The sequence below is a fragment of the Algoriphagus locisalis genome, assembly GCF_900116615.1.
In the GTDB taxonomy this organism is placed as follows: domain Bacteria; phylum Bacteroidota; class Bacteroidia; order Cytophagales; family Cyclobacteriaceae; genus Algoriphagus; species Algoriphagus locisalis.
This window is the reverse complement of record NZ_FPBF01000002.1, coordinates 271,142-293,650: the sequence shown is the minus strand read 5'-3', so window position 1 is coordinate 293,650 and position 22,509 is coordinate 271,142. Positions and strand designations below refer to the sequence as shown.

Here is a 22,509-nt window from a genome sequence, read left to right as displayed (position 1 = left end):
AGTATGAAGTTTTATAGCACAAATAATTCTGCCCATCAGGTAGATCTCGCTGAAGCAGTGATTAAAGGATTGGCGCCGGATCAAGGGCTTTATATGCCAATTGAGATTCCTGTTTTGCCAAAAGATCTTTTGGGCAAACTTCCTGAAATGACCTTTCAGGAAATAGGATATGAGGTGATTGGCGCCTTGTTTTCTTCAGCGCTCAGCCAAGAGCAGATCAAGGAATTGGTGGATCATACGCTGACATTCGATGCGCCACTGGTGAAAGTGGAGGAAAATGTTTATAGCTTGGAGCTTTTCCATGGACCTACATTGGCATTCAAAGATTTTGGGGCACGTTTTTGTTCCAAATTGATGAGTATGCTGATGGAGAAATCCGACCGGAAAGTACGGGTGCTGGTAGCGACTTCTGGCGATACTGGAAGTGCGGTAGCCAATGGCTTTTTGGGAGTGGATGGAGTGGATGTGATTATACTTTTTCCGAAAGGAAAAGTAAGTGAGCTTCAGGAAAAGCAGTTTACTACGCTAGGCCAAAATATCACTGCATTGGAAGTTGATGGTGTATTTGATGATTGTCAGCGAATGGTGAAGGAAGCATTTTTGGATGCGGAGCTGAATGAAAAGCTGTTGCTGACTTCTGCGAATTCTATCAATGTGGCTCGCTGGATTCCACAGTGCCTGTATTATTTCTATGCTTTTTCCAGACTTCCTGAAAATGATAAAAAAGTAGCTTTCGCTGTTCCTTCAGGGAATTTCGGGAATATTGCTGCTGGTATTTTGGCGCAACGAATGGGCTTGCAGATTGATAAATTTGTAGCTGCTACCAATGTGAATAAAGTGGTTCCGGATTATTTGAATGGGGCTAATTTCGCAGTGATGTCGTCCATTGCAACCATCAGCAATAGTATGGATGTGGGAAATCCTAGCAATTTCCCTCGGCTTCTGGCTCTTTACGGAGAAGATGAACAACTGCTGAAGGATAATGTGAAAGGTTATTTTTACTCTGATGCTGAAACTGTAGAAGTGATGCAAGAAGTGAAAAAGTCTGGCTATACCCTTGATCCACATGGAGCAGTTGGTTACAAAGGACTAAAGCACTTTATGGCTGAAAATGATAATTTCCAAGGCGTGTTTTTAGAAACTGCTCATCCTGGGAAATTCAGAGAAACGGTAGAAAAGGCATTGAACTTGAAACTTGAGCTTCCAGAGCGATTAGCAGCTTTTATGGATGGAGAGAAAAAAGTAAAGTCTATGGAGAATGATTTTGAGGAGTTTAAGGGGTATTTGAAGTCACTTTAAGATCTAGTTTGAGTAAGCTGATACTATCATATGATACTATCAAAGACGTCAGACTTAAGATTTAATAGGGCAAGTTCAATAAGAGCGAAATGCAAAATATATGATAAATCTTTGCATTAGTGATCTAAAAACTAAAAGTCACTTATTATCAGGTAAACACTAGAATTGAGGCCACTTCGGTCTCCCGTCTTCTAGCTAAATCAAACCCTACTTCTTCCTTTCAATAGTATAACTCACCAAGCCTTCCAGCGAGGTTTTGTAGTCTGACTCAGGAAAAGTTTTTAGGATATCCAGTGCTTCTGCATAGAATCTATCCATGATGGTTTTGGCATATTCCAGCCCACCGCTTTTCTTTACGAAGCTGATAACTTGATTCACTGCTTTTTTGTCTTCGCTGCGATTTCGGATCAGGTTGATGATTTTCTTTTTCTCCAACCAGTCTGCTTTTTGCAAAGCAAAAATCAGCGGAAGAGTCATCTTCTTTTCTTTGATGTCGATTCCAACTGGCTTGCCTATCTCATCTTCTCCGTAGTCAAATAGATCGTCTTTGATCTGAAAAGCCATGCCTACTTTTTCTCCGAATTCCCGCATTTTGGCGATAGTTTCATCGCTGCTGTCGGTGCTGGATGCTCCCACAGCACAGCAGGAAGCCAAGAGGCTGGCCGTTTTCTGTCTGATGATATCGTAGTAAACTTCCTCTGTGATATCGAGTTTTCTGGCTTTGGCGATTTGTAGCAATTCGCCTTCAGACATTTCTTTTACAGCGTTGGAAACGATCTTGAGCAGTTTGAAATCATTATTCTCCACACTTAACAGTAATCCCCGGGAAAGCAGGTAATCGCCTACTAGAACAGATATTTTGTTTTTCCAAAGTGCATTTACAGAGAAAAAACCACGTCTGTAATTCGCATCATCCACCACATCATCGTGAACCAACGTTGCGGTGTGTAGTAATTCTATGAGTGCAGCACCTCTATGGGTAGAGTCGTTGATGCCGCCACAAACTCCGGCAGTTAAAAAAACAAACATCGGGCGCATCTGCTTTCCTTTGCGCTTGACAATGTAGTTGGTAATATGGTCGAGGAGCTTGACCTTAGATTTCATAGAGGCCCGAAATTTCAGCTCAAACTGAGCCATTTCATTCTCTATTGGTATTTGTATTTGCTTAAGGTCTGGTTTCATCCGGTCTTTGATGCTGTAAAAATAATACCCTTTCTCTCATGGACAAGGGATTGGTGGGCTAGGTGAAGCAATCAATTAAAAATGACGCTGATTTTAAGAAATTATGTATTTTGTATCTATGTTTTTGCATTCAAAACCCTAGAAGCTATGAAAAAATTCAAAATTGAAATCAAATGGGCATTACTATTTGTATTGATGATGCTAGCCTGGATGGTTTTAGAGAAGTCTTTGGGGTATCATGATGCAAAAATTGCTGATCATCCGGTTTTCACAAATTTCGTCGCAATCCCTTCGATCGTCATTTATGTTTTTGCCTTACTGGATAAGAAAAAGAATTATTATTATGGATTGATGAGCTATAAACAGGGGTTTATTTCTGGAGTTATTATTTCGGTCATTGTAGCTGTCCTCAGCCCGCTAACTCAATATATCACCACTGAATTTATCACTCCTGAATATTTTTTAAATGTCATAGAATATGCGGTAAGTCAAGGGGAAATGACTCAGGAGGAAGCTGAATCTTATTTTAATCTGAAGAGCTATATAGTTCAGTCTGTGATAGGAGCTCTACTGATGGGGACTGTTACCTCGGCAATTGTTGCTATTTTTGTCAAATCAAAGCGATAAACTTGCCCTTTTCTTCACTTTGCTTAACCATCGTGGAAAGGGCTTTTTCATTATCTTTGACTTGATTTTTAATTAATGTGAGCTACTTGGAGGAGAAATACATCAAACATAAGTACGAGCCGATTCACCCGAGCAAAGACGAATGGCCGGTAGTGAAGCTAGCTAGAGAGCGGAAGGAATTTGTGAAGAAAGTGGCTGACCTGTCGGAGGATAGGATTCTCAATCTCACAGGAAACAATCCTGATATTCTCAAGGAAGAGTTGGAGACAACTTTGTACCGGGAAAAACTCAGGATTAAACAGAATCCCTGGGTGGTGGACCCGGATGATGACTCGTCCTTTTGGAGTGGGGTAAAGTCAGCTTTGGTTCAGACAAGTACAGAAAATTCCAAAAGCAAATCCAAAAAGCTTCAGGCGTATAAAGAAATATTGAATAGCATTACAGCTCGCTATGCGGAGGAAATTGCCAGTAATTTCAAGACTACCCACTATAAATTTACCCGATCAGTAGTCACCTATGGCTTTTCGCGTTTGCTAAATGCGGCTCGTGTAAAAGGGTTTAAATCCATATTCAGCAATCAATATACTCTTCAGGACAAGATCCAAATTACCGGGCAAACTGATCAATTGCGCGACCTGGCGACCAAAGGCACGGTAGTGATGGTTCCTACTCATTTCAGTAACCTTGATAGTATCTTGATCGGTTGGGTTATATCCGTTTTAGGATTGCCTCCCTTCATCTATGGAGCAGGATTGAATCTATTCAATATTTCGATTTTTGCGTATTTCATGAATTCACTTGGTGCTTACAAAGTGGATAGAAGGAAGAAAAATCTGATGTATCTGGAGACGCTGAAGACCTATTCCAAGGAAGCTATTCAGTTTGGGTGCCATTCTTTATTTTTCCCCGGGGGAACCAGATCCCGTAGTGGAATGATCGAGTCAAAGCTCAAACTTGGGCTTTTGAGTACTGCGATCGAGGCGCAGCGGGCAAACTTTGAAAATGGTGTTAATGATATTTCAGGTAAGATCTTTATCGTACCTGTGACCATTAATTATCACTTTGTGTTGGAAGCTCCAAGTTTGATTCGGGACCATTTGAGTATCACAGGACAAGAGCGATATTATAAGGAAAATGATGAGTTCTCGAATTCATATAAGATCTCCAAGTTCCTCATCAAGTTTTTTACCAAAGGATCTGATATCTCCGTGTCTGTGGGAAAAGCCATGGATGTACTCGGGAATTATGTGGATGCTGAAGGTAGGAGTTTAGATAAAAATAACCGGGTGATTAACACTCGGGATTATTTTATTTCCGATGGAAAGGTGTCTGTGGATAGTCAGCGTGAGGAAGAATACACCAACATGCTCGGAAAGCGCATAGTGGAGGAATTTCATAAGATCAATCGGGTGTTTAATTCACATTTGGTTGCTTTTGTTGCGTTTGAAATGATCAAAAAACAAAATAGAAAGCTGGATTTATTCGATTTATTGAGACTTCCCGAAGAAGATATTTCTATTTCTTATGATGAGTTTGAGGAGAATTGTCAGCTCGTTTTGGATAAAATAAAGGAGCTGAAATCTCAGGGTCTGATCAATACTGCGCCGCATTTATCCCTTGATCTGGCCGAAATCATCAGACTGGGAATAGAAAATGTAGGGATGTATCATGCCAAGCGTCCAATTGTTCAGGATAAAAATGGGGACATAGGGACTGAGGATATGAGCTTACTTTATTTTTATCACAACAGATTAACAGGATATGGACTCGAAAAACTCTACTAAACCAAAGTGTATTGGTGTAATCGGGGTAGGTAGCTTTGGAACAGTCATCGCAAATATCCTAGCTGCCAAAAACCCTGTGATGGTCTATGCCAGAAAGCAGGAAGTGGTGGATGAAATTAACGCAACTCATACTGCGCAGGGAAGGGCTATGAATGAGGAAATCATAGCTTCAAGTGACCCAGAGAAACTTTGCCAAAGCTGCGATGTGTTATTTTTTATGGTTCCTTCATCGGGCTTTCAGAATGTGGTGAGGATTTTTTCTCCTTTCCTTTTTCCCTATCATTTGATTATTCATGGTACAAAAGGGCTTTGCCTAAACCTTAAAGAAGGCGAAACCCTGGAAACTGTCAAGAAAATCAAACGAAGTCAAATTCTGACTATGAGTGAGGTGATTCTTCAGGAGACTGTGGCGGTGAGAGTAGGATGTTTGGCAGGGCCAAATCTATCCAAAGAACTAGCTCAAGGTCAGCCTGCTGCTACAGTGATAGCCAGTAAGTACAATGAAGTGATCCTAGAGGGTCAGAGTTTACTTAGGTCTGAGAAGTTTCAGGTTTATGGAAACTCAGATATTATAGGTGTGGAAATCAGCGGCGTGCTGAAGAATATCATCGCCATCGCAGCAGGTGCACTGGCAGGTTTGGGTTTGGGAGAAAATGCCAAAGGGCTACTTATTAGCCGTGGAATGGTGGAGATGATTCACCTTGGAAATGCACTTGGCGGAAGCATCAAATCCGTGATGGGTTTAGCAGGAATAGGAGATTTGGTCACGACTTGTAATTCTGTTCATTCCAGGAATTACACCGTAGGCTATAGATTAGCAAAAGGGGATACGCTGGAAACTATTCTTGAGGATATGGACGAGGTGGCTGAAGGGATCAATACCGTGAGAATCATTAAGGCATTTTTGGAGACAGCAGATCTTCGTGCGCCGATTACTGAGAATCTTTACCGGGTTCTTTTTGAAGATCTGGAAATAGAAGAAGCACTTCAGTTTTTGATGAAATATCCATTTAATGTGGATGTGGATTTTGTGTAGGTTTAACCGCAAAGGACGCGGAGTTTTACGCAGAGGGAGCAGAGTTATCCTGCTTCTCTAGAAGCAGAGTAGGCTTGATAATAATATATTTTATGGAGCCTTTGGTGAGGAGTTTGTGATAAGAAAGCTTCACGAAAATGAAAAAAAAGGCCACTTTTGGGTTGTCAATCACCCAAAAGTGGCCTTTCCAATTCTATTAGTATTGCTTACCTAATCGGGATCAATTTAACCAGCAAGCCTGTACCTTGGGTAATGGCATAAATATAACCATCTGGGCTTTGAGATACCTGGCGAACACGTCCAATGTCCTGTAACATGACTTCTTGGTTTCCGGTTACTGCTCCATTCATATCCACTCGGTTGATGTGCATTTTTGCTAAAGCGCCAATCAGGATATCGCCTTTCCAAGCGGGGTATTTATCGGAAGTTACCATGGTCATTCCTGCTGTAGCAATAGAAGGCACATAGTAAGTAAGTGGTTGCTCCATACCTTCTTTTTCCTGAATGTCAGAAACTGGCGTGTCGTCATAGTCGATTCCCCAAGTGATCACTGGCCATCCGTAATTTTTGCCTTTTTCGATTAGGTTCAACTCATCACCGCCTTGTGGACCATGCTCAGTTTCAAATAGTTTGTTGTTTTCCTTATCGAAATAAAGTCCTTGAGGATTTCTGTTACCATAAGTCCAAATGGAGGCAACTGCCCCTTCAGTATCTACAAATGGATTGTCAGTTGGGATTCTGCCATCATCATGAATACGGTGGATTTTTCCATGCGAATTAGTTAAATCTTGTGCATTTGTAGGTGTGTCCCCACGCTCTCCACTGGAGTAGTAAAGGTATCCATCATTGTCAAATACAATACGGCTGCCTAGGTGTCTTCCGCCTTTCCAGGCTGGAACGGACTGTATCAATTCCTCTTGACTCACAGCATTGTTGCCTTCCAGTTTGAATCTCATAATCGTAGTCGCAGAGGTACTGTCTGGCATTGGTTTGCCGTAGGAAATGTAGATCCAGCCATTTTCGTCAAATTTTGGATGAACTGTAATGTCCAAAAGTCCTGACTGACCTTGAGCCCAAACTTCAGGGAGGCCTTGGATTTTCTCTCCTGTGTATTTATCGTCTTTGAAAATAAGAACTTCTCCCTCTTTCTCAGTGACCAACATTCTGCCATCTGGAAGCCAGGTCATACCCCAAGGGTTATCAAATTCAGTATAAAGGGTGTCAACATTGATTAATAGCTGTTCGGTCTGAACAGCGAAAGTCTCGTCAATAGGTTCGACTTCGACTTCTTTTTCTTTTGGTGCACAGGAAGTGGCTAGCGCGATGCCTGATGCTAAGAGAGCGATAGGCAGATATAGGTTGTTTTTTTTCATAGCGTTGTAAAGTTGCTGCAAGATAAAATACATCTTTTGAATCTTGCAGCTTATTTACATGACCTGCTTAAGAAAATGGCTTTTCTACAGAACAGTTCATGAATGCTTCAGCTTCTTTTACCATTTCAGATGAACCTATAAGAAGCGGTGTTCTCTGGTGAAGTGTGGTCGGTTGAATCTCCAGAATCCGGTTGCATCCATCCGTGGCCATGGCGCCAGCCTGCTCTGCTATCAGCGCCAAAGCATTTGCTTCATACAATAAGCGTAGTTTCCCCGAAGGATTTTTCTTGGTAGCTGGATATAAATAAATACCGCCTTTCAAGAGATTTCTATGAAAGTCTGCAACTAATGATCCAATGTACCTGGCAGAATATCTTCTGTCCTTGCATTGATCGATGAAGGCTTTTATTCCTTCTTCCCATTCTTTCTCAGTTCCTTCATTTACAGAGTAGATTTCCCCATTCTTTGGAGCTTGGATATTTGGGTGAGAAAGGAAGAATTCTCCCAAGGACTGCTCATATGTGAAGCCATTTACTCCGCATCCGGTGGTATAAACGAGCATCGTAGAGGACCCATATAGCACATAACCAGCAGCAACCTGCTCCGTGCCTGCTTGCATAATGTCTTCCTCTTTGATTGGGCTTCCTGCTGGAGTTTTTCTTCTGTAAATAGAAAATATTGTTCCGATGGAAATATTCACATCAATATTAGAACTACCGTCAAGTGGGTCTATAGCTACCACATATTTCCCAGAGTTATTTTGTAAATCAATCACGGAATCTTCTTCTTCGGAAACTATGGCACAGACTTCGCCACCTTTACTCAAAGCACGCATAAACCGGATGTTTGCAATGACATCAAGTTTCTGCTGCTCTTCACCTTGTACATTTACCTGCCCGAAGGCACCTCCAATATTGGACAGGCCGGCTCGTGTGGTTTCTCTATTTACTATCTTGGCGGCGAGTGCGATGTCACGCAAGAGTTGGGATAGCTCACCTGAAGCAAAAGGGAAGTCGCTTTGCTTAAGTTTGATGAATCGATCTAGGGTAGTGCCGACAGAATAAGCTAAGCCGCTTTGATCAGGCTGATAGGGGAGGATTTTCATTTATTGGAATAGTTCAATTGGTGGTTTAATCTTTTTGAAAAATAAACAAAAATTTTAATGACAAAAACTCTGGTTTACAAATTTGGAGGGGCTTCGGTGAAAGATGCGCCTGCAGTTAAAAACTTAGCTGAAATTATCCGTAATCGATTGCGAAATAATTTTGTAATCGTAGTGTCTGCGATGGGAAAATCAACAAATCAGCTGGAAGCTATACTTTCACTTAAATTGGCAAATCAGGATTTTTCTCAAAATAGTACAATTTTAAAAGGATTTCATTTGGCTATTTGCAGTGAGCTATTTCCTGAGGGTCATGTGATTTTTCCCAAAGTAGAAAATTACTTTATACAGCTTCAGCATGAGCTGAACCAGCCAATTTCTAAGGAAAATTACGACGAGTACTATGACCGTATCATTGGTTTTGGAGAATTGCTTTCTTCAAGAATCGTCATGGAGTATTTGTGCCTACAAAACTTACTAGTGCTATGGCAGGATGCCCGGGAATTGATATGCACTGACAGTGACTTTCGTTTTGCAAGAGTAGATTGGGGTAAAACCCGTAAGAAGTGTCAAGCTCAGCTGAAGCCGAAATTGGAACAATTCCCAGTGTTGACGCAAGGTTTTATCGGTTCTGACTCGAAGGGGAGACCAACTACCTTAGGCCGCGAAGGCTCGGATTTCACAGCGGCTATTTTAGCTGCTAGTCTTGATGCAGGCTCCGTGACTATTTGGAAAGACGTTCCAGGCGTACTCAATGCTGACCCAAAGATTTTTAATGATACGACGCTTTTTGCAGAGCTGGATTATCAGCAAGCGGCTCAGATGACCTTCTATGGCGCTTCCGTTATTCACCCAAAAACGATTAAACCTTTGGCAAATGCTGGGATTCCACTTTTCGTCAAGTCTTTTCTCCATCCAGATGAAGCGGGAACCAAGATCCATTCTCAGGCCAAAGCAGATCCTTTGCCCACGATAATTTTGAAGAAAGATCAGATTCTCGTCAGCTTAAAGGTGACGGATTTCACATTCATTGAAGAGAAACATATTCATCGGGTCTATGAACAATTGCAAGCGCTGAAGCTCCGGGTGAACATGCTGCAGACTTCCGCGATTTCTATTTCCATTGTGATAGATTCCCAACTGTTCAAGTTGGAGCAGCTGCTTTCTGCACTCAAAAAGGACTTCGAAATCAGGTACAACGAAGGGTTGGAGTTGCTCACAGTTCTCTATCCGGATATGGCCTCTTTTCCACAGCTACTGGAAGGCTATCAGGTATATTTGGAGCAAAGCACAAGACATACGGTGCAGATAGTCAGGAGGATTAACTAGGATCTGCCAGAAGTCATTTGCTTTATTTCAAGAGTATTTGGCTAAAAATCAATATTTTCAGGACACTAAATCACTTTAACCTAAACTTGACCTATGAAGACTAGAAGAATATTTTTGCAGAAAGCAAGTCTTTCCGCAATGGCATTGACAGTTCCCACCTTGACCCCCTTTTCAACTATGGCAAATTCTATTTCTGACTTCACCCGAGAAGAAAAAACCTTAAGAGTTGCGATCATGGGTCTGGGCAGCTACGGAACTCGGGTGGCTGAAGCTATTCAAAGTTGTAAAAGAGTAAAGTTGGTTGGTGTGATTAGCGGTACACCGTCAAAAGTTGTGAAATGGAGGGAGAAGTATGGAATTCCAGAGAAGAATTGCTACAACTATGAAAACTTCGACGCGATTAAAGATAATCCAGACATTGATGCAGTCTATGTGATTACACCAAATGCCCTGCACAAAGATGAAGTCATCCGAGTGGCGAAAGCTGGAAAGCATGCCATCTGCGAAAAACCTATGGCGGTCAATGCTGCTGATGGACAGGAGATGGTCGATGCATGTAAAGCTGCTGGCGTTCACCTGCTAATAGGCTACAGAATGCACTTCGAGCCTAATACGCTGGAAGTAATCAGAATGCGGAAAGCCGGAGAATTGGGAGAAATCCGGTTTTTTCAAGGACTAGCCGGGTTTACTATTGGAGATCCGACTCAGTGGCGCTTGGATCCGGCCCTTTCCGGTGGTGGAGCAATGATGGATATAGGTATTTATTCGACCAACGGAGCGCGATATATGGTAGGTGAAGAGCCAATCTGGGTAACAGCCCAAGAGGTGAAAACTAATCCTGAGAAATTTAAAGAAGGAATAGATGAGACGATTACCTTCCAGCTTGGTTTTCCAAGTGGAGTAATTGCCTCTTGTCTATCGACATACAATATGAATAACCTAGACAGGTTTTACCTGAATGGAAGCAAAGGCTGGGTGGAAATGCAACCATCCACAGGCTATGGGCCGATCAAAGGGATGACACATAAGGGGCCACTTAATGAACCAATTGTCACTCATCAGACTGTTCAGATGGATGAAATGGCGGCTATAATTTTTGATGGGAAAAGGCCGGAAGTTCCAGTGAATGGAGAAGAAGGAGTGAAGGATATGAAGATTATAGACGCAATATTCCAAGCCGTAAAAACTGGTGGGAAAGTTTCTTTAAACCTGGCTTGAATTCTTTAATACGGGTGGGCTTACCTTACAAATCGGTTGATTATTCGTTCGATTCCAGGGAGGTAGGCCACCCCAAAAAGCGTTAAGTGCACCAGTAGAGGATAGAGGTTATATAGCCCCATTCTTTCTTCAAACTCCGGTTCTAACGGTAAAACGGATTCATATGAAGTATAAAATCCTGAATCAAACCCTCCAAAAAGCCGGCTAAAGGCTAAGTCCATTTCCCGATGGCCAAAATAAACCGCAGGATCTATCAGGCATGGCTCCCCACCCGGTGTTACGATTACATTCCCAGACCATAAATCTCCATGGAGTAATGCTGGTTTATCTTTAGGTAGGTGTTCCCCTAGCTTCGGATAAATTTCCTGAAATTTCTTCAAGAATTCCAGTGGGATCAAGCGATCAAAATAGGCCTTCCCAATCAAAGGTTCCAGTCTTTGCTCGATGTAAAAATCAACCCAATTTTCTGTTTGTAAGTTTTTTTGATGTATCGATGCGATGTAATTGTCTGTTTCTAAGCCAAATGAAATTTGGGAAGTCAAGTGCAAATGTGCTAAACCTAACCCCAAGTTTTCCCAGTACTCAGGTTTGCTTTTTCCTTCGGGGATAAATTCAGAAAGTAAAAAATTATAGTCGCCAACCCTTCCGTTTCCATAAGTTTCTGGAACTTTCAGAAAGGTGGAATTTCGTAGCAAAGCTAATCCTTCAGCTTCTTTTTTAAGAATGTCTCTTTCGTGATCGAAATTAAGTTTAAGGAAAAAAACACCTGAATTACACTCGATTCGTATGCCTTGGTTATGACTTCCTGCCGCGACAAGGGAGGCTGATTTTAGTTCAGCCATGGAGCCTAGGCTTTCAAAAAGTATTTGCTCATAGATCTCATGCTGGTCAAGCATAAAGATGGTGGGTCTCTTTTACCTGCGCCAGAAAACCGTCAAGCGCTTTGTCCAAGATTTGATAAATTTCCTCAAATCCCTCCTCTCCTCCATAGTATGGGTCTGGTACTGACAAGCCTAAAGTGTCAGAGTCAAAATCTCGCATCAGGTGAATTTCTTTGTCTTTGAAGCCATACCTCACTTTTAGGTTGTTCAGGTTTCGGAGGTTGTGGTCATCCATAGCCAGGATGTATTCAAAATCTCTGAAATCAGTACGATTGACTTGCCTTCCTCGGTGATTCAGGGGCAAATTATATTTAGCCGCACATTTTATTGTTCGCTCATCAGGCAGCTCCCCAATGTGGAAATCAGAAGTCCCTGCACTATCGCACCTAAATTGTGATTTCATTCCAGCTTGCTCTACTTTACTATTAAAAATAGCTTCTGCAAGCGGAGATCTGCATATATTACCTAAACAAACAAATAAAACTCTAATCATATTATTAGCTGAACTTTTATAGCTACCTGAAAAACAAAGGCTTTGAAAGTAGCTAATTTTAGGGGGAAATACACGGGCTAGTCAGTGTTTTTTGTAGAAAACTTCAAAACTGACTTTCTAATAAACGGCTGAGACTGGATAAATCATGAATAATACTATTTCAGGTCAAATAACTACTTTTGAATAATGAAATGGATTTATCGAATCGGGATATTTTTTGCCAGGATACTATTACTGCTAGCCGGATTGTTTATCCCCAAAATTAGGCATTTCTCATCTAGCAGAAAAAATCTATTTCAAAGGCTGATTGCATTTAGGTCTAAAAATAAAGGCCCTTTAGCATGGTTTCATGTAGCTTCTTTGGGTGAGTATGAACAAGCTAGACCAGTAATTGCGGAGTTAAAGCGCGTACAACCTGCGCAATTAATCGCTGTGAGTTTTTTCAGCCCTTCTGGCTTTGATCATGTGATTAAGAAGCCTCAGCCCAATGTGGATTTTATTACCTACTTACCTCTAGACAGTAAGACCCAGGCTGATGGATTTGTGAATACGCTTCGACCAGCTCTGGTTTTTTTTGTAAAATATGATCTCTGGTATCATCACATTATGTTGGTGAAGGCTAAGGGAATACCGCTTTTCCTCTTTTCAGCTTCATTTCGATCAGATCAGATTTATTTCAAGAGAGATGGTTTTTTTAGAAGTATCTTATTTCAATTCGATTACATTTTTACACAGAATTACAGGACTTATGACCTGCTGAAATCTATAAATTACCAAAAGACTAGTGTTACTGGTGATACCAGATTTGATAGAGTGGCGGAAACAGCAAAGAATCCTAAGGACTTTCCTGAATTGGCTAGATGGGTTTCCGATAAGCCAACACTTGTGGCTGGTTCGGTATGGCAAGAGGACATGGATTTGTTGATTCCATTGATGAATGCTAACCCGAAGTACAAATGGATTGTTGCACCACATGATTTGAATCCCGAGCCGATGAATCGATGGGCTGATCAGTTAACTTTGTCTGCTGTTAGGTATTCACTTTGGGATTCTGACCTTTCTCCAGATGTGCTTTTTATAGATAATATTGGAATGTTAAGCTCCTTGTATCAATTTGCCAGAGTAGCCTATGTTGGCGGAGCATTCGGCAAAGGCCTTCATAATATCCTGGAGCCTATCGGTTTCGGAGTTCCGGTCATTTTCGGCAAATTGGTGAAAACGGATAAATTTCCTGAGGCGGCAGAAAGTCAAGCAAATGGATGTGGATTTGAAGTGAATGATGCAGAAAGTTTGAACTCGGTTTTTGAGAACTTAGAGCAGCCGGGATTTTATCAGCAAAGCGTGAAATCGGCTCAGAAATGGCTTGAAATGAATAAAGGAGCAGCGGCAAAAATTATAAATAAGGTGGAGAAATTAATTTCAGAGGTATGAGGGGAAGAGTCATAAAATCTACTGGGAGCTGGTATCTCGTTCAGACTGATGGAGAAGTGGTTTCTTCCAGATTGAAGGGGAAATTTAAGCAGGATGACCTGAAGTTGACCAATCCTATTGCGGTTGGGGATTGGGTGAAATTGGAAAAAGAAGAGAATCAGGAGACAGCAGTGATTTCGGATATTTTGCCGAGGGAAAACTATGTGATCCGAAAATCCACCAGGAAAACTCATTTCTCCCACATCATTGCCAGCAACTTAGACCAAGCGATTCTTGTCATTACGATGAAGAGCCCAAGGACTTCTTTGGGATTTATTGATAGATTTCTAGTCAGTACGGAGAGTTTTCGTATTCCGGCTATTTTGGTAGTGAACAAAATGGATCAAATGTCTGGAGACAAAGCAGACGATTGGCTGTTGGATATACATGAGATTTATGAGCCTTTGGGCTACCAGGTGCTGGAGGTTTCTGCTTTGAAAGAGGAGAATTTGAAAGAAAAATTCGATGCTGTTCTAAAAGGCAAATCCACCTTAATTTCAGGGCACTCTGGGGTAGGTAAATCTACCTTGCTTAATGCCTTGGTTCCAGCGGCGGCTCAGCACACCAAAGAAGTTTCTGGGTTTACATCCAAAGGTGTTCATACTACCACTTTTGCGGAGCTTTTTGGGTTGGAAAATGGAGGTGATTTGATCGATACTCCTGGAATTAAGGAGTTTGGGATTTTGGATATTGAAGACAATGAGCTTTCCCATTATTTCCCAGAAATGAGAAAATACCTGGGGCAGTGTAAATACAATAATTGCCAGCATGTGAATGAGCCAGGTTGTGTGGTGCTGGAAAAAGTGGAGGCTGGATATATTCATCCCTACCGCTACGAAAGCTATCTGAATATTCTAAACGAAGAAGATGACTATAGATAAGGTGCCTGCTTGATTTTGAATCCAAGTAGAATTGGCCTAATTTTCATTTTTGAAATATACCATGAGCGAAGTACTCAATCACCAGCAGATAAAGAAGAAAATAACCAGAATGGCTTATGAGATTTATGAGCGAAATCTCAATTCAAAAGCCGTTGTCCTTGCAGGAATTTCTGGAATGGGAGAAACCCTTTCAGACCTCCTAGCTACAGAACTTAGATCTATATCTTCTCTTACTATCGAGCAAACAGATATTATTTTGGACAAAGCCCACATCGCTACTGCAGAAGTGAAGCTTTCTCATGAAATAGATCTGCAAGGGAAAACATTGATTTTGGTGGACGATGTACTCAATACAGGAAAGACTTTGGTCTATGCCATGAAGCCATTTTTGGATGAGGAACTTTATAAAATGGAAATCGCTGTGCTCGTTAATCGCAGTCATGGACAATTTCCGATTCGTCCTGATTACACAGGATTTGAACTTTCTACTACGCTCAACGAACATATCAAAGTAGATTTCTCGGGAGATAATTACGTCGTTTACCTACACTAATCCTATGACAGTACACTCTTCGGCAAACGTCAAAAGGATCACTACGCATATTCTTCAAGAAATGAAAGATCGTGGTGAGAAGATCTCCATGCTTACGGCATATGATTTTTCCATGGCCAAAATTGTGGATGCTTCCGGGATAGATATCATTCTTGTGGGTGACTCTGCCTCTAACGTAATGGCAGGGCATGAGACTACTTTACCGATTACCCTGGATCAGATGATCTATCATGCTTCTTCAGTAGTAAGAGCAGTGAGCAGGTCTTTTGTGGTGGTGGATATCCCTTTTGGAAGCTATCAGGGGAATAGCTCAGAGGCTTTGCGCTCTGCTATCCGGATCATGAAAGAATCCGGCGCACATGCTGTGAAAGTGGAAGGTGGATCTGAGATCAAAGAATCTGTGGCTAGAATACTCAGTGCTGGAGTTCCGGTAATGGGGCATTTGGGCTTGACTCCACAGTCGATTTATAAGTTTGGAACATACACTGTAAGGGCTAAAGAAGACGCTGAGGCGACCAAGCTTCTGGAAGACGCCAAGCTTTTGGAAGAACTAGGATGCTTTGCTATCGTGGTAGAAAAAATCCCTGCTGACCTAGCAAAGAAAGTAGCTGAATCCGTTACTATTCCAATAATCGGAATTGGTGCAGGTGGAGGTGTAGATGGTCAGGTTCTAGTGGTGCATGATATGCTTGGAATTACTCAAGAATTCAAACCAAGATTTTTAAGGCAATACGCCGATTTAGAAGGGATCATGATGCAGGCATTTGGCCAATACATCAAAGATGTGAAGAGCAAGGATTTTCCGAATGATAAGGAGAGTTATTAAGCTTTAAACTAAAGAAAAAGGCACATCACATGACGCACCTTTTTCTTTAGTTTACCTCCAATTTAATCTTTTACAAGTTCCTTAAAATTAGATATCCCATTTCCGATCATTTCTTTTATTGAGCCCTGAGCAAACTCGATATATTTATCATGATCGCAGGCTACGTAATGAGAAGCAAGGGTCATCTCTCCTCCGGAAACCATCACCAGTTGAGGATAGGCAGTTTTGGAGAAAGTGGCAACCTCGGCAGAGGTAACTTCTACTAATTTGTCTTCGGCAAAGATCCCTCCGAAATACACATCTCTCTTTAGCGCAGTTGAGGAATCAAATAGAGGTGAGCTCGCCATGTGACCAGCTACAAAACGTACTTGGGAGGCTAATCTCTCTTGTGTTGGTGAGGTGGTAAATCCTTTGGCAAACTTACCTAAACTCATTTGCTCATTATCCGCAGCGCCAACTGCTGCAGCCATTCTTAAATTAATATCTGCCTTTACCTTAGAAGATGCATAATTGGCAAAGCTGGTAGAGCTTGCGTCCAAATTCACAAATGGGAAGATAAAGGTAGCCTCAGCAACATATGCATCATCCAGGTCTTTAGATAATTTCGAACTTGTATCTGTGAATGTGCCTTTTTCACGCCCACTATTTGAAACGCCCGTAACCCAATAATCATATCCTGTAGGAGTCACCATCACATAGCCAGTTGCCTGATCAGTGGAAGAAGCTCCACCTTCTATTTTTGTGTAGCCAGAATAGTAATCGGTTTTTCCTGCTTCTTCAGCAGAAATGATTTCATAGCCTTCAGCTTCCAGCTGTGCTACAAAATCTGCGTAAGCATCATCGACTATTTTTTGAAAATCAGGAATATCGACTCCGCTTAGTTGTACCCCCATTCTAGTATTAGTTCCTGAGACAGTAGTACTTCGATTTGCCCGATCATTTTTAGACCCAGCTGTACTCGCTGAAGCTTCTTCATAAACTTCAAATAAGGCTCTGAATTTTTGGATGTAAACACGCTTAGGTGATTTTGATGATTGTTTGCTGCGGTGAAATTCATGGACATCGTAATCCTTTGCTGATATAAGCGGATCTGCTGGTTGGAATATTCCTACCCAAAGTAGTAGAAGTGTTAGTAGTGTGATTTTCATAATTAGAGTTATTTGTAAAAGACATTATTTTCTTACCGAGGACTCTAAATTAGAATATAGACATGGGATTTTTAAATAGCATGAGAATGGTACTAAGAGATAAATGATGAAAAAAATATATTTAAATAATTGATAAACAGATGTTTAAGTTGGTTATCGGGTTGTTTGTAAATCATTAGTTGGTCCGCTAAATAGGGCATTTGTCGTATGAAAAAATTAGTCCTACGACTTCTTTTTTTTGATCAAATCCCTTGAAAACCAGCTATTGGCAACGCAAATGCATTAGCTATTGTATTCTGAAAAGGAATGAAAAATCACAACGTGAGTGGAATGACTAGAAAAGGTGACTGAGTCTTTCGTGTGAAATTTGTGTATAAAAAAAGGCCGATAAAAATCGGCCTAACGAGTGTTCTTAAGAACCTTAAAGTCCTATGCGCTAAGTTGTTTTTCGCTGATTTTTTCCTTCAGACGAATCATAAAATCACTGAGTACATTCATGTAGTTGATGAATGCGTCGTATGGCGAATCATAAGGGCTGAAATATGCATGTATATCTCCATCAGAAAAGAACTTGGTGCACATGTAGTAGAAATGATCACTGGTTTGCAAGTAAGTCCAGTCACGTTGTATCTCATCATCATCTATGTCTTTCACCAACTTCTCCATTTCAAAAAGCCTATCGAAGGCTTCGTCCTGAAGGTCGTTACCAAGCCATGCTGTCAAATCACGCTCTTCATCTGCCCAAGAGATTGGGATAGGCACATGTATTTTTCCAACGGGAGAAATCTTTGCTGCAACTTCTGAAGGAGTTGAGAAAGTGAAGTTGGTTTTACTAAATACTGCATCTGGAAGAGCTTTCATAAATTCGAAAATTCCTGTCTCAGCCCATTGATGTTCCCCGAAAGTTTCATAATCCATAAATAGATTAATCGTCTCTTCTTCCTGAGGGACATTGTTAATCCATTTCACAAATTTATCCGTCGTGAGAGGATAGTCATCCCAACCTTTGTTCCCAAATCTAAATGCGATATCATCCGAAAGCTGGAAGTTCTTTAACAATACTTTTAGCTTTGGATCTATACTGTTTACGTAAACATAATTTGGGCTCTTCCATCCAAGAATGTGCTTTGCACCTTCTGTTAATATGGCGTCAAAACCCATGTCAGCAACCATAGCACCGATTTGATCTGAATAAATCAACTCTGTATTTCTAAACACCTTTGGTTGATAGCCATTGAAGAGATCTTTAATCTTTTGCTGATGCTTTTTCACCATATTTTGAAACTCATCCTTGCTTTTCAAAGCTGCTAATGTGTGACCGTAGGTTTCATTGAGCAACTCGCAATTACCCGTGGCCACTAGTTTTTGAAAGCTTTCGAGTACATCAGGCGCATATGCTTCCAACTGATCCAGAAATACACCTGACATGGAGAAACTCACTTTAAAAGCTCCATTGTATTTATTGATCATCTCCAAAAGCAGAGCATTCATAGGTAAGTAGCACTTCTGCGCCACTTTTCTCATCACGCTTCGATTGAGAAAATCATCGTAATAATGATGATCTTCCCCGATGTCAAAAAAACGATAAGGCTTCAGACGGTATGGCTGATGAACCTGGAAGTAAAAGCATATGGTTCTCATGGTTTCTGCGATAATGTTTTTTGGTACACAGTGACAAGTTTCTCAGCCACGTGCTCCCATTTTAATTTTTTCAATTCTTCAGTTCCAAGCTCTTTGAACATCTTAGAAATACCATCATAATGTAGCAGTGCGAAAATAGCGTCTGCCATAGAATCAATATCCCAAAAGTCAATTTTGATAGCATTATTTAGAACCTCGGCCACACCTGATTGCTTGGATATGATTACAGGAGTATTGTGTCTTACCGCTTCTAGAGGCGATATGCCAAAGGGTTCGGAGACAGAAGGCATCACATATACATCCGAGATCGCATACATATGATCTACATCGTCACCTTTTAGGAATCCTGTGAAATGGAATTTTGTACCCATTCGAAGTTCAGCTACTCGGTCGATCATTCTATTCAAAAGATCTCCATTTCCTGCCATGACAAATCGAACGTTAGGATCACGTTCTATGACTTTCTTTGCTGCTTCGACGAAGTATTCGGGGCCTTTTTGGAAGGTAATTCTACCTAAGAAGGTTACAATTTTTTCAGGAACTTTCTTTTTGTAACTGGATTTGATAATGCTGGCATCCAAAACAGCATTGTGAAGAACAGTTATCTTATTGGCTGGAATGCCATATTTGTTGATAATAATATTTTTGGTCAATTGACTTACTGCTACGATATGGTCAGCTGCCTCCATTCCGGCTCGCTCGATGTCGTAAACAACTTGGTTGACAGATTCACCAGAGCGGTCAAATTCAGTTGCGTGCACATGAGCTACCATAGGCTTTCCACTTATTTCTTTGGCAGCAATTCCTGCAGGAAAAGAAAGCCAATCGTGGGCATGGATGATGTCATGTTCTTTGTTTTTGGAAATGTGTGCTGCTACTAAAGCATAGCGTGACACTTCCATCATCAAGTCTTTTCCGTATTTCCCGCTAAACTCAAATTTATTTGAAAACACACTTTCATCTACATCTGTCCGGTCATGGATAGTATAGTCTGTGTATTTCTTGAATTCATCCGGGCCGAGATAAGGTACCAAAAAACTACTCACTTCTAAGTAGGTCAGGTTCTTCCAGAATTTCTTGAATCTTTTTTCCCGATAATCTATTGTAACATCACTTGCATTGACAAAATCTGCCAATGGCTCTTCGTCTCCCCAAAGTTTAGGTACTACAAATATGATGTCTTGGTTATGGTAGGCCATCCCTTTGACCAAGCCATAACACGCTGTTCCAAGACCTCCAGAAATATGTGGTGGAAATTCCCACCCAAACATTAGCACCTTCATAAAAAGTCTTTTATATCTTTTTGACCAAATCCATCATTCTAAGCAATTCTGATACGCTCCAAGCCTGCGAAATCGCTCCTTTCGGACGATGCGGCGGATCTCCATCGTATATCTCTGCTACTGCACCTACTCCATATTGAGTCATCACCCCGTCAAAACCTTTTACGATTTTATTTATAAAATTGGCACCAGATTTACCATGTAGTCGAATATATCCTTCCACAAAATGACCTAAGGGCCAAACCCAAACGGTACCATTGTGATAAGCTTCATCTCTACTGATCTGATCGCCAAAGTAGTAACCTTTATAGGCTGGATCATCAGGAGAAAGTGATCGCATTCCTCTTGTGGTGAGAAGTTTAGCTTTTGCTGTTTCGAGTACTGCGTCACATTTATCATCACTAAGCATCACATAAGGCAGAGAGGTGGCGAAAATCATATTTGGACGAATCGACCAGTCTTTTTCTTCCCCGTTGATACAGTCAGCTAAGTGTCCATGTTCTTCTGACCAAAATTCCTTTTCAAAAGTTTCGCTGATTTTTACCGCGTGACTCGCGACTTCTTCATCGCCAGTCAATTCATGATAGAAGCATAGCGCATTATACCAAAGTGCCTGAATTTCTACAGGACATCCCATTCTAGGTGTCACGGGGCCATCTGGTGTTACTGCATCCATCCAAGTGAGTGCTTTTCCCTCTTCGCCACCATATACTAAACCATTTTCCAAAACGTGGATATTGAAGTCTGTACCATTCAGGTATCCATCAATAATCCCTTTCATTTTGCCTAAATAGCGATCCTTAATAGTCTTACTATCTGAGGTGTATATAATGTATTGCTGTAATGCCCAGAAGTACCAAAGTGGCGCATCAATAGAATTCATATTTGTGGTGACACCGCTTCCTACATTAGGAAAAATGGCTCCTTTAAGATCTCGGGACATGGTGTCCATGATATCTAGAAAAGTTTTTGAATCACCAATGGTAAGCGTAAGGCCTGGAGCTGCTACGAAAGTATCTCTTCCCCACCAGCCAAACCATGGATATCCGGCAATGACTCTTGTGTCTCCGTCACGCTGTCTCAAAAACTGACCCGCTGAATTCTTTAGGCAATTTATAAAGTTGCTTCGTGGGATTCTTCGTGCGATTTCTTTCTCGAAGGCATTTTGACGTGTTTTTGGATCTGCTTCTGTCAGTCCTGCGGAAAATATGACAGACTCACCCTTTTCAATATCAAACTCGAAATATCCAGGTACATATAAATCTTCCTGATAGTCATAGCCTCGCTCGCGCTCTAAGATGTATTCCACATTGTAATACCAATCAGGCGCTGGCACAAACTCGACCTTCTTTGACACCTGCAAATAAAGTGGGTCGTACTTATCGTAAAGATGGAAAACTGCTCCATTTGGAGCTTTTTTATACTTCTTGTTGATATAAGTGTTTGCCTTACATAGGTCGTGATATCCTCTAAAGGCCAAAAATGGCTGAATGCGTATTTTGGTAGGAGAATGCGCATCCAATAACGTATAGCGAATCATTAATCGATCTCTATTTGTATCTAGAATCAGCTCTTTTTCCAAAAGCACTCCTCCTACACGGTAGGTTAATTTAGGAATAGGTTCAGAATCAAAATCTTCCAAGTATTTATGGCCTCGAGGAGAATAATTCCCTGGGAATTTGCTGATACCCAAGTTAAAACTTGCGCCGTGCTGGATTACCGTTTCGTGGACGGTCGAGAGCATTACATGACTTTGAGAGTCGATTTTTGGCTGAGGTACTACTAGCAATCCGTGATATTTGCGCGTATTGCAGCAGATGATCGAAGTGCTGGTATAAGCGCCAGAACGGTTGGACCTGATGATCTCTCTTTCGAGGGAATAGTTCAGGTTAATAAGTTGTGTTTTATCGAAATGGATATAACTCATGCGGGAAAAATTCTATGTGGTTAAAAATAGAGTTTTGCACCGACAAGAAAAATGAATTGGTAAAAAATAAAGGTTATGTTTCCATAACCTTCTGTTTTTGTTTAAATAATCAAGAATGAATCGCTTCTTTTTGCATTTCTTCGAAATTTCTTAGCGATTCTTCAAATTTCATCATATAGCTTTTTGCCATTCTAATATTGATAGGCTTTACCTGAGGAAATTTTGGCGAAGTTTTGAACAAAGTAAACATCTGAAGTTGGTTTAGTTCTGGCAGGATTTATCAAATGCTGTGCCAATAGGTTCTCTTTATAACAAGAAAGCCCCTCGCAAGGAGGGGCTTCTTTGGGTGAAAGACCGGGTTCGAACCGGCGACCTCTGGATCCACAAACCAGCGCTCTAACCAGCTGAGCTACAATCACCATTTAATAATCTGGACTGGTTTCTTCCAAATGGTCT

The 22,509-nt window shown here is 41.1% G+C and carries 19 protein-coding genes and 1 tRNA gene; 10 read left to right on the top strand and 10 right to left on the bottom strand.

From position 1 onward, the window contains the following. The first annotated feature begins 3 nt into the window (after positions 1 to 3). Positions 4 to 1,299, top strand: a complete 1,296-nt coding sequence (gene thrC, locus BM386_RS06175) for a threonine synthase (protein WP_091692201.1) — start codon at positions 4 to 6, stop codon at positions 1,297 to 1,299. Between the two features lie 207 nt (positions 1,300 to 1,506). On the opposite strand, the gene BM386_RS06170 is transcribed toward thrC, so the two are convergent. Then, positions 1,507 to 2,481 (bottom strand): polyprenyl synthetase family protein, encoded by a 975-nt coding sequence (locus BM386_RS06170; RefSeq protein ID WP_091692200.1) that lies wholly within the window; start codon positions 2,479 to 2,481, stop codon positions 1,507 to 1,509. A 147-nt stretch (positions 2,482 to 2,628) separates the two neighbouring features. On the opposite strand from BM386_RS06170, the gene BM386_RS06165 reads away from it, so the two are divergent. The 3 genes from BM386_RS06165 (at position 2,629) to BM386_RS06155 (ending at position 5,928) form a co-directional block, all read left to right on the top strand. Next, the gene (locus BM386_RS06165; RefSeq protein WP_091692846.1) at positions 2,629 to 3,108 is read left to right on the top strand and encodes a DUF4199 domain-containing protein; all 480 of its coding nucleotides are present in this window, start codon (positions 2,629 to 2,631) and stop codon (positions 3,106 to 3,108) included. Positions 3,109 to 3,194: 86 nt separating this feature from the next. Further along, on the top strand, positions 3,195 to 4,892 hold the full coding sequence (locus BM386_RS06160) for a 1-acyl-sn-glycerol-3-phosphate acyltransferase (RefSeq protein ID WP_091692844.1): 1,698 nt from the start codon (positions 3,195 to 3,197) through the stop codon (positions 4,890 to 4,892). Continuing rightward, positions 4,870 to 5,928 (top strand): NAD(P)H-dependent glycerol-3-phosphate dehydrogenase, encoded by a 1,059-nt coding sequence (locus BM386_RS06155; RefSeq protein ID WP_091692199.1) that lies wholly within the window; start codon positions 4,870 to 4,872, stop codon positions 5,926 to 5,928. Before BM386_RS06160 ends, BM386_RS06155 begins: the two co-directional genes overlap by 23 nt. A gap of 206 nt (positions 5,929 to 6,134) precedes the next feature. Here the strand turns inward: BM386_RS06155 and BM386_RS06150 are convergent, their stop codons facing one another. After that, complete coding sequence (locus tag BM386_RS06150; protein WP_091692842.1) at positions 6,135 to 7,301, bottom strand: PQQ-dependent sugar dehydrogenase; 1,167 nt, start codon at positions 7,299 to 7,301, stop codon at positions 6,135 to 6,137. 67 nt (positions 7,302 to 7,368) lie between these two features. Continuing rightward, positions 7,369 to 8,406 carry a class 1 fructose-bisphosphatase gene (gene fbp / locus BM386_RS06145; protein ID WP_091692198.1) on the bottom strand — a complete coding sequence of 346 codons (1,038 nt, stop codon included), beginning with the start codon at positions 8,404 to 8,406 and terminating at the stop codon, positions 7,369 to 7,371. 57 nt (positions 8,407 to 8,463) lie between these two features. Between fbp and BM386_RS06140 the strand changes: the two genes are divergently transcribed. Both BM386_RS06140 and BM386_RS06135 read left to right on the top strand, forming a co-directional pair. Continuing rightward, a complete protein-coding gene (locus BM386_RS06140; protein WP_091692197.1) occupies positions 8,464 to 9,732 on the top strand; it encodes an aspartate kinase in 1,269 nt (422 codons plus the stop codon). A 93-nt stretch (positions 9,733 to 9,825) separates the two neighbouring features. Continuing rightward, a complete protein-coding gene (locus BM386_RS06135) occupies positions 9,826 to 10,950 on the top strand; it encodes a Gfo/Idh/MocA family protein (RefSeq protein WP_091692196.1) in 1,125 nt (374 codons plus the stop codon). A 20-nt stretch (positions 10,951 to 10,970) separates the two neighbouring features. On the opposite strand, the gene BM386_RS06130 is transcribed toward BM386_RS06135, so the two are convergent. Together BM386_RS06130 and BM386_RS06125 are read right to left on the bottom strand one after the other, a co-directional pair. Further along, entirely contained in the window at positions 10,971 to 11,846 is an 876-nt protein-coding gene (locus tag BM386_RS06130) for a fructosamine kinase family protein (RefSeq protein ID WP_091692195.1), read from the bottom strand. Next, on the bottom strand, positions 11,839 to 12,324 hold the full coding sequence (locus BM386_RS06125) for a low molecular weight protein-tyrosine-phosphatase (protein ID WP_091692194.1): 486 nt from the start codon (positions 12,322 to 12,324) through the stop codon (positions 11,839 to 11,841). The genes BM386_RS06130 and BM386_RS06125 overlap by 8 nt, the downstream gene beginning before the upstream one ends. 186 nt (positions 12,325 to 12,510) lie before the next feature. On the opposite strand from BM386_RS06125, the gene BM386_RS06120 reads away from it, so the two are divergent. From BM386_RS06120 to panB, 4 genes are all read left to right on the top strand, one after another. Further along, positions 12,511 to 13,755: a 3-deoxy-D-manno-octulosonic acid transferase gene (locus BM386_RS06120; protein WP_091692193.1), complete on the top strand. Its 1,245-nt coding sequence runs from the start codon at positions 12,511 to 12,513 to the stop codon at positions 13,753 to 13,755. Continuing rightward, positions 13,752 to 14,675 (top strand): ribosome small subunit-dependent GTPase A, encoded by a 924-nt coding sequence (gene rsgA, locus BM386_RS06115; protein WP_091692192.1) that lies wholly within the window; start codon positions 13,752 to 13,754, stop codon positions 14,673 to 14,675. Before BM386_RS06120 ends, rsgA begins: the two co-directional genes overlap by 4 nt. A 61-nt stretch (positions 14,676 to 14,736) precedes the next feature. Next, complete coding sequence (locus BM386_RS06110) at positions 14,737 to 15,228, top strand: phosphoribosyltransferase family protein (protein ID WP_170857047.1); 492 nt, start codon at positions 14,737 to 14,739, stop codon at positions 15,226 to 15,228. A gap of 4 nt (positions 15,229 to 15,232) precedes the next feature. Further along, a complete protein-coding gene (gene panB / locus BM386_RS06105) occupies positions 15,233 to 16,054 on the top strand; it encodes a 3-methyl-2-oxobutanoate hydroxymethyltransferase (protein ID WP_091692190.1) in 822 nt (273 codons plus the stop codon). A gap of 62 nt (positions 16,055 to 16,116) precedes the next feature. On the opposite strand, the gene BM386_RS06100 is transcribed toward panB, so the two are convergent. From BM386_RS06100 to BM386_RS06080, 5 genes are all read right to left on the bottom strand, one after another. Then, positions 16,117 to 17,202: a hypothetical protein gene (locus tag BM386_RS06100; RefSeq protein WP_091692189.1), complete on the bottom strand. Its 1,086-nt coding sequence runs from the start codon at positions 17,200 to 17,202 to the stop codon at positions 16,117 to 16,119. 429 nt (positions 17,203 to 17,631) lie between these two features. After that, positions 17,632 to 18,843, bottom strand: a complete 1,212-nt coding sequence (locus BM386_RS06095; protein WP_091692188.1) for a glycoside hydrolase family 57 protein — start codon at positions 18,841 to 18,843, stop codon at positions 17,632 to 17,634. Further along, complete coding sequence (locus BM386_RS06090; protein ID WP_091692187.1) at positions 18,840 to 20,126, bottom strand: glycosyltransferase family 4 protein; 1,287 nt, start codon at positions 20,124 to 20,126, stop codon at positions 18,840 to 18,842. The genes BM386_RS06095 and BM386_RS06090 overlap by 4 nt, the downstream gene beginning before the upstream one ends. A 10-nt stretch (positions 20,127 to 20,136) precedes the next feature. Beyond that, entirely contained in the window at positions 20,137 to 22,053 is a 1,917-nt protein-coding gene (locus BM386_RS06085; protein WP_091692186.1) for an amylo-alpha-1,6-glucosidase, read from the bottom strand. 344 nt (positions 22,054 to 22,397) lie between these two features. Next, positions 22,398 to 22,473, bottom strand: a tRNA-His gene (locus tag BM386_RS06080). Between the last annotated feature and the right edge of the window lie 36 nt (positions 22,474 to 22,509).

Bases quoted from the DNA above. Each gene is read 5' to 3' on its own strand.
- thrC (WP_091692201.1), top strand. From the start codon at position 4: ATGAAGTTTTATAGCACAAATAATTCTGCCCATCAGGTAGATCTCGCT.
- BM386_RS06170 (WP_091692200.1), bottom strand. From the start codon at position 2,481: ATGAAACCAGACCTTAAGCAAATACAAATACCAATAGAGAATGAAATG.
- BM386_RS06165 (WP_091692846.1), top strand. From the start codon at position 2,629: ATGAAAAAATTCAAAATTGAAATCAAATGGGCATTACTATTTGTATTG.
- BM386_RS06155 (WP_091692199.1), top strand. From the start codon at position 4,870: ATGGACTCGAAAAACTCTACTAAACCAAAGTGTATTGGTGTAATCGGG.
- BM386_RS06150 (WP_091692842.1), bottom strand. From the start codon at position 7,301: ATGAAAAAAAACAACCTATATCTGCCTATCGCTCTCTTAGCATCAGGC.
- fbp (WP_091692198.1), bottom strand. From the start codon at position 8,406: ATGAAAATCCTCCCCTATCAGCCTGATCAAAGCGGCTTAGCTTATTCT.
- BM386_RS06140 (WP_091692197.1), top strand. From the start codon at position 8,464: ATGACAAAAACTCTGGTTTACAAATTTGGAGGGGCTTCGGTGAAAGAT.
- BM386_RS06135 (WP_091692196.1), top strand. From the start codon at position 9,826: ATGAAGACTAGAAGAATATTTTTGCAGAAAGCAAGTCTTTCCGCAATG.
- BM386_RS06130 (WP_091692195.1), bottom strand. From the start codon at position 11,846: ATGCTTGACCAGCATGAGATCTATGAGCAAATACTTTTTGAAAGCCTA.
- BM386_RS06125 (WP_091692194.1), bottom strand. From the start codon at position 12,324: ATGATTAGAGTTTTATTTGTTTGTTTAGGTAATATATGCAGATCTCCG.
- BM386_RS06120 (WP_091692193.1), top strand. From the start codon at position 12,511: ATGAAATGGATTTATCGAATCGGGATATTTTTTGCCAGGATACTATTA.
- rsgA (WP_091692192.1), top strand. From the start codon at position 13,752: ATGAGGGGAAGAGTCATAAAATCTACTGGGAGCTGGTATCTCGTTCAG.
- BM386_RS06110 (WP_170857047.1), top strand. From the start codon at position 14,737: ATGAGCGAAGTACTCAATCACCAGCAGATAAAGAAGAAAATAACCAGA.
- panB (WP_091692190.1), top strand. From the start codon at position 15,233: ATGACAGTACACTCTTCGGCAAACGTCAAAAGGATCACTACGCATATT.
- BM386_RS06100 (WP_091692189.1), bottom strand. From the start codon at position 17,202: ATGAAAATCACACTACTAACACTTCTACTACTTTGGGTAGGAATATTC.
- BM386_RS06095 (WP_091692188.1), bottom strand. From the start codon at position 18,843: ATGAGAACCATATGCTTTTACTTCCAGGTTCATCAGCCATACCGTCTG.
- BM386_RS06090 (WP_091692187.1), bottom strand. From the start codon at position 20,126: ATGAAGGTGCTAATGTTTGGGTGGGAATTTCCACCACATATTTCTGGA.
- BM386_RS06085 (WP_091692186.1), bottom strand. From the start codon at position 22,053: ATGAGTTATATCCATTTCGATAAAACACAACTTATTAACCTGAACTAT.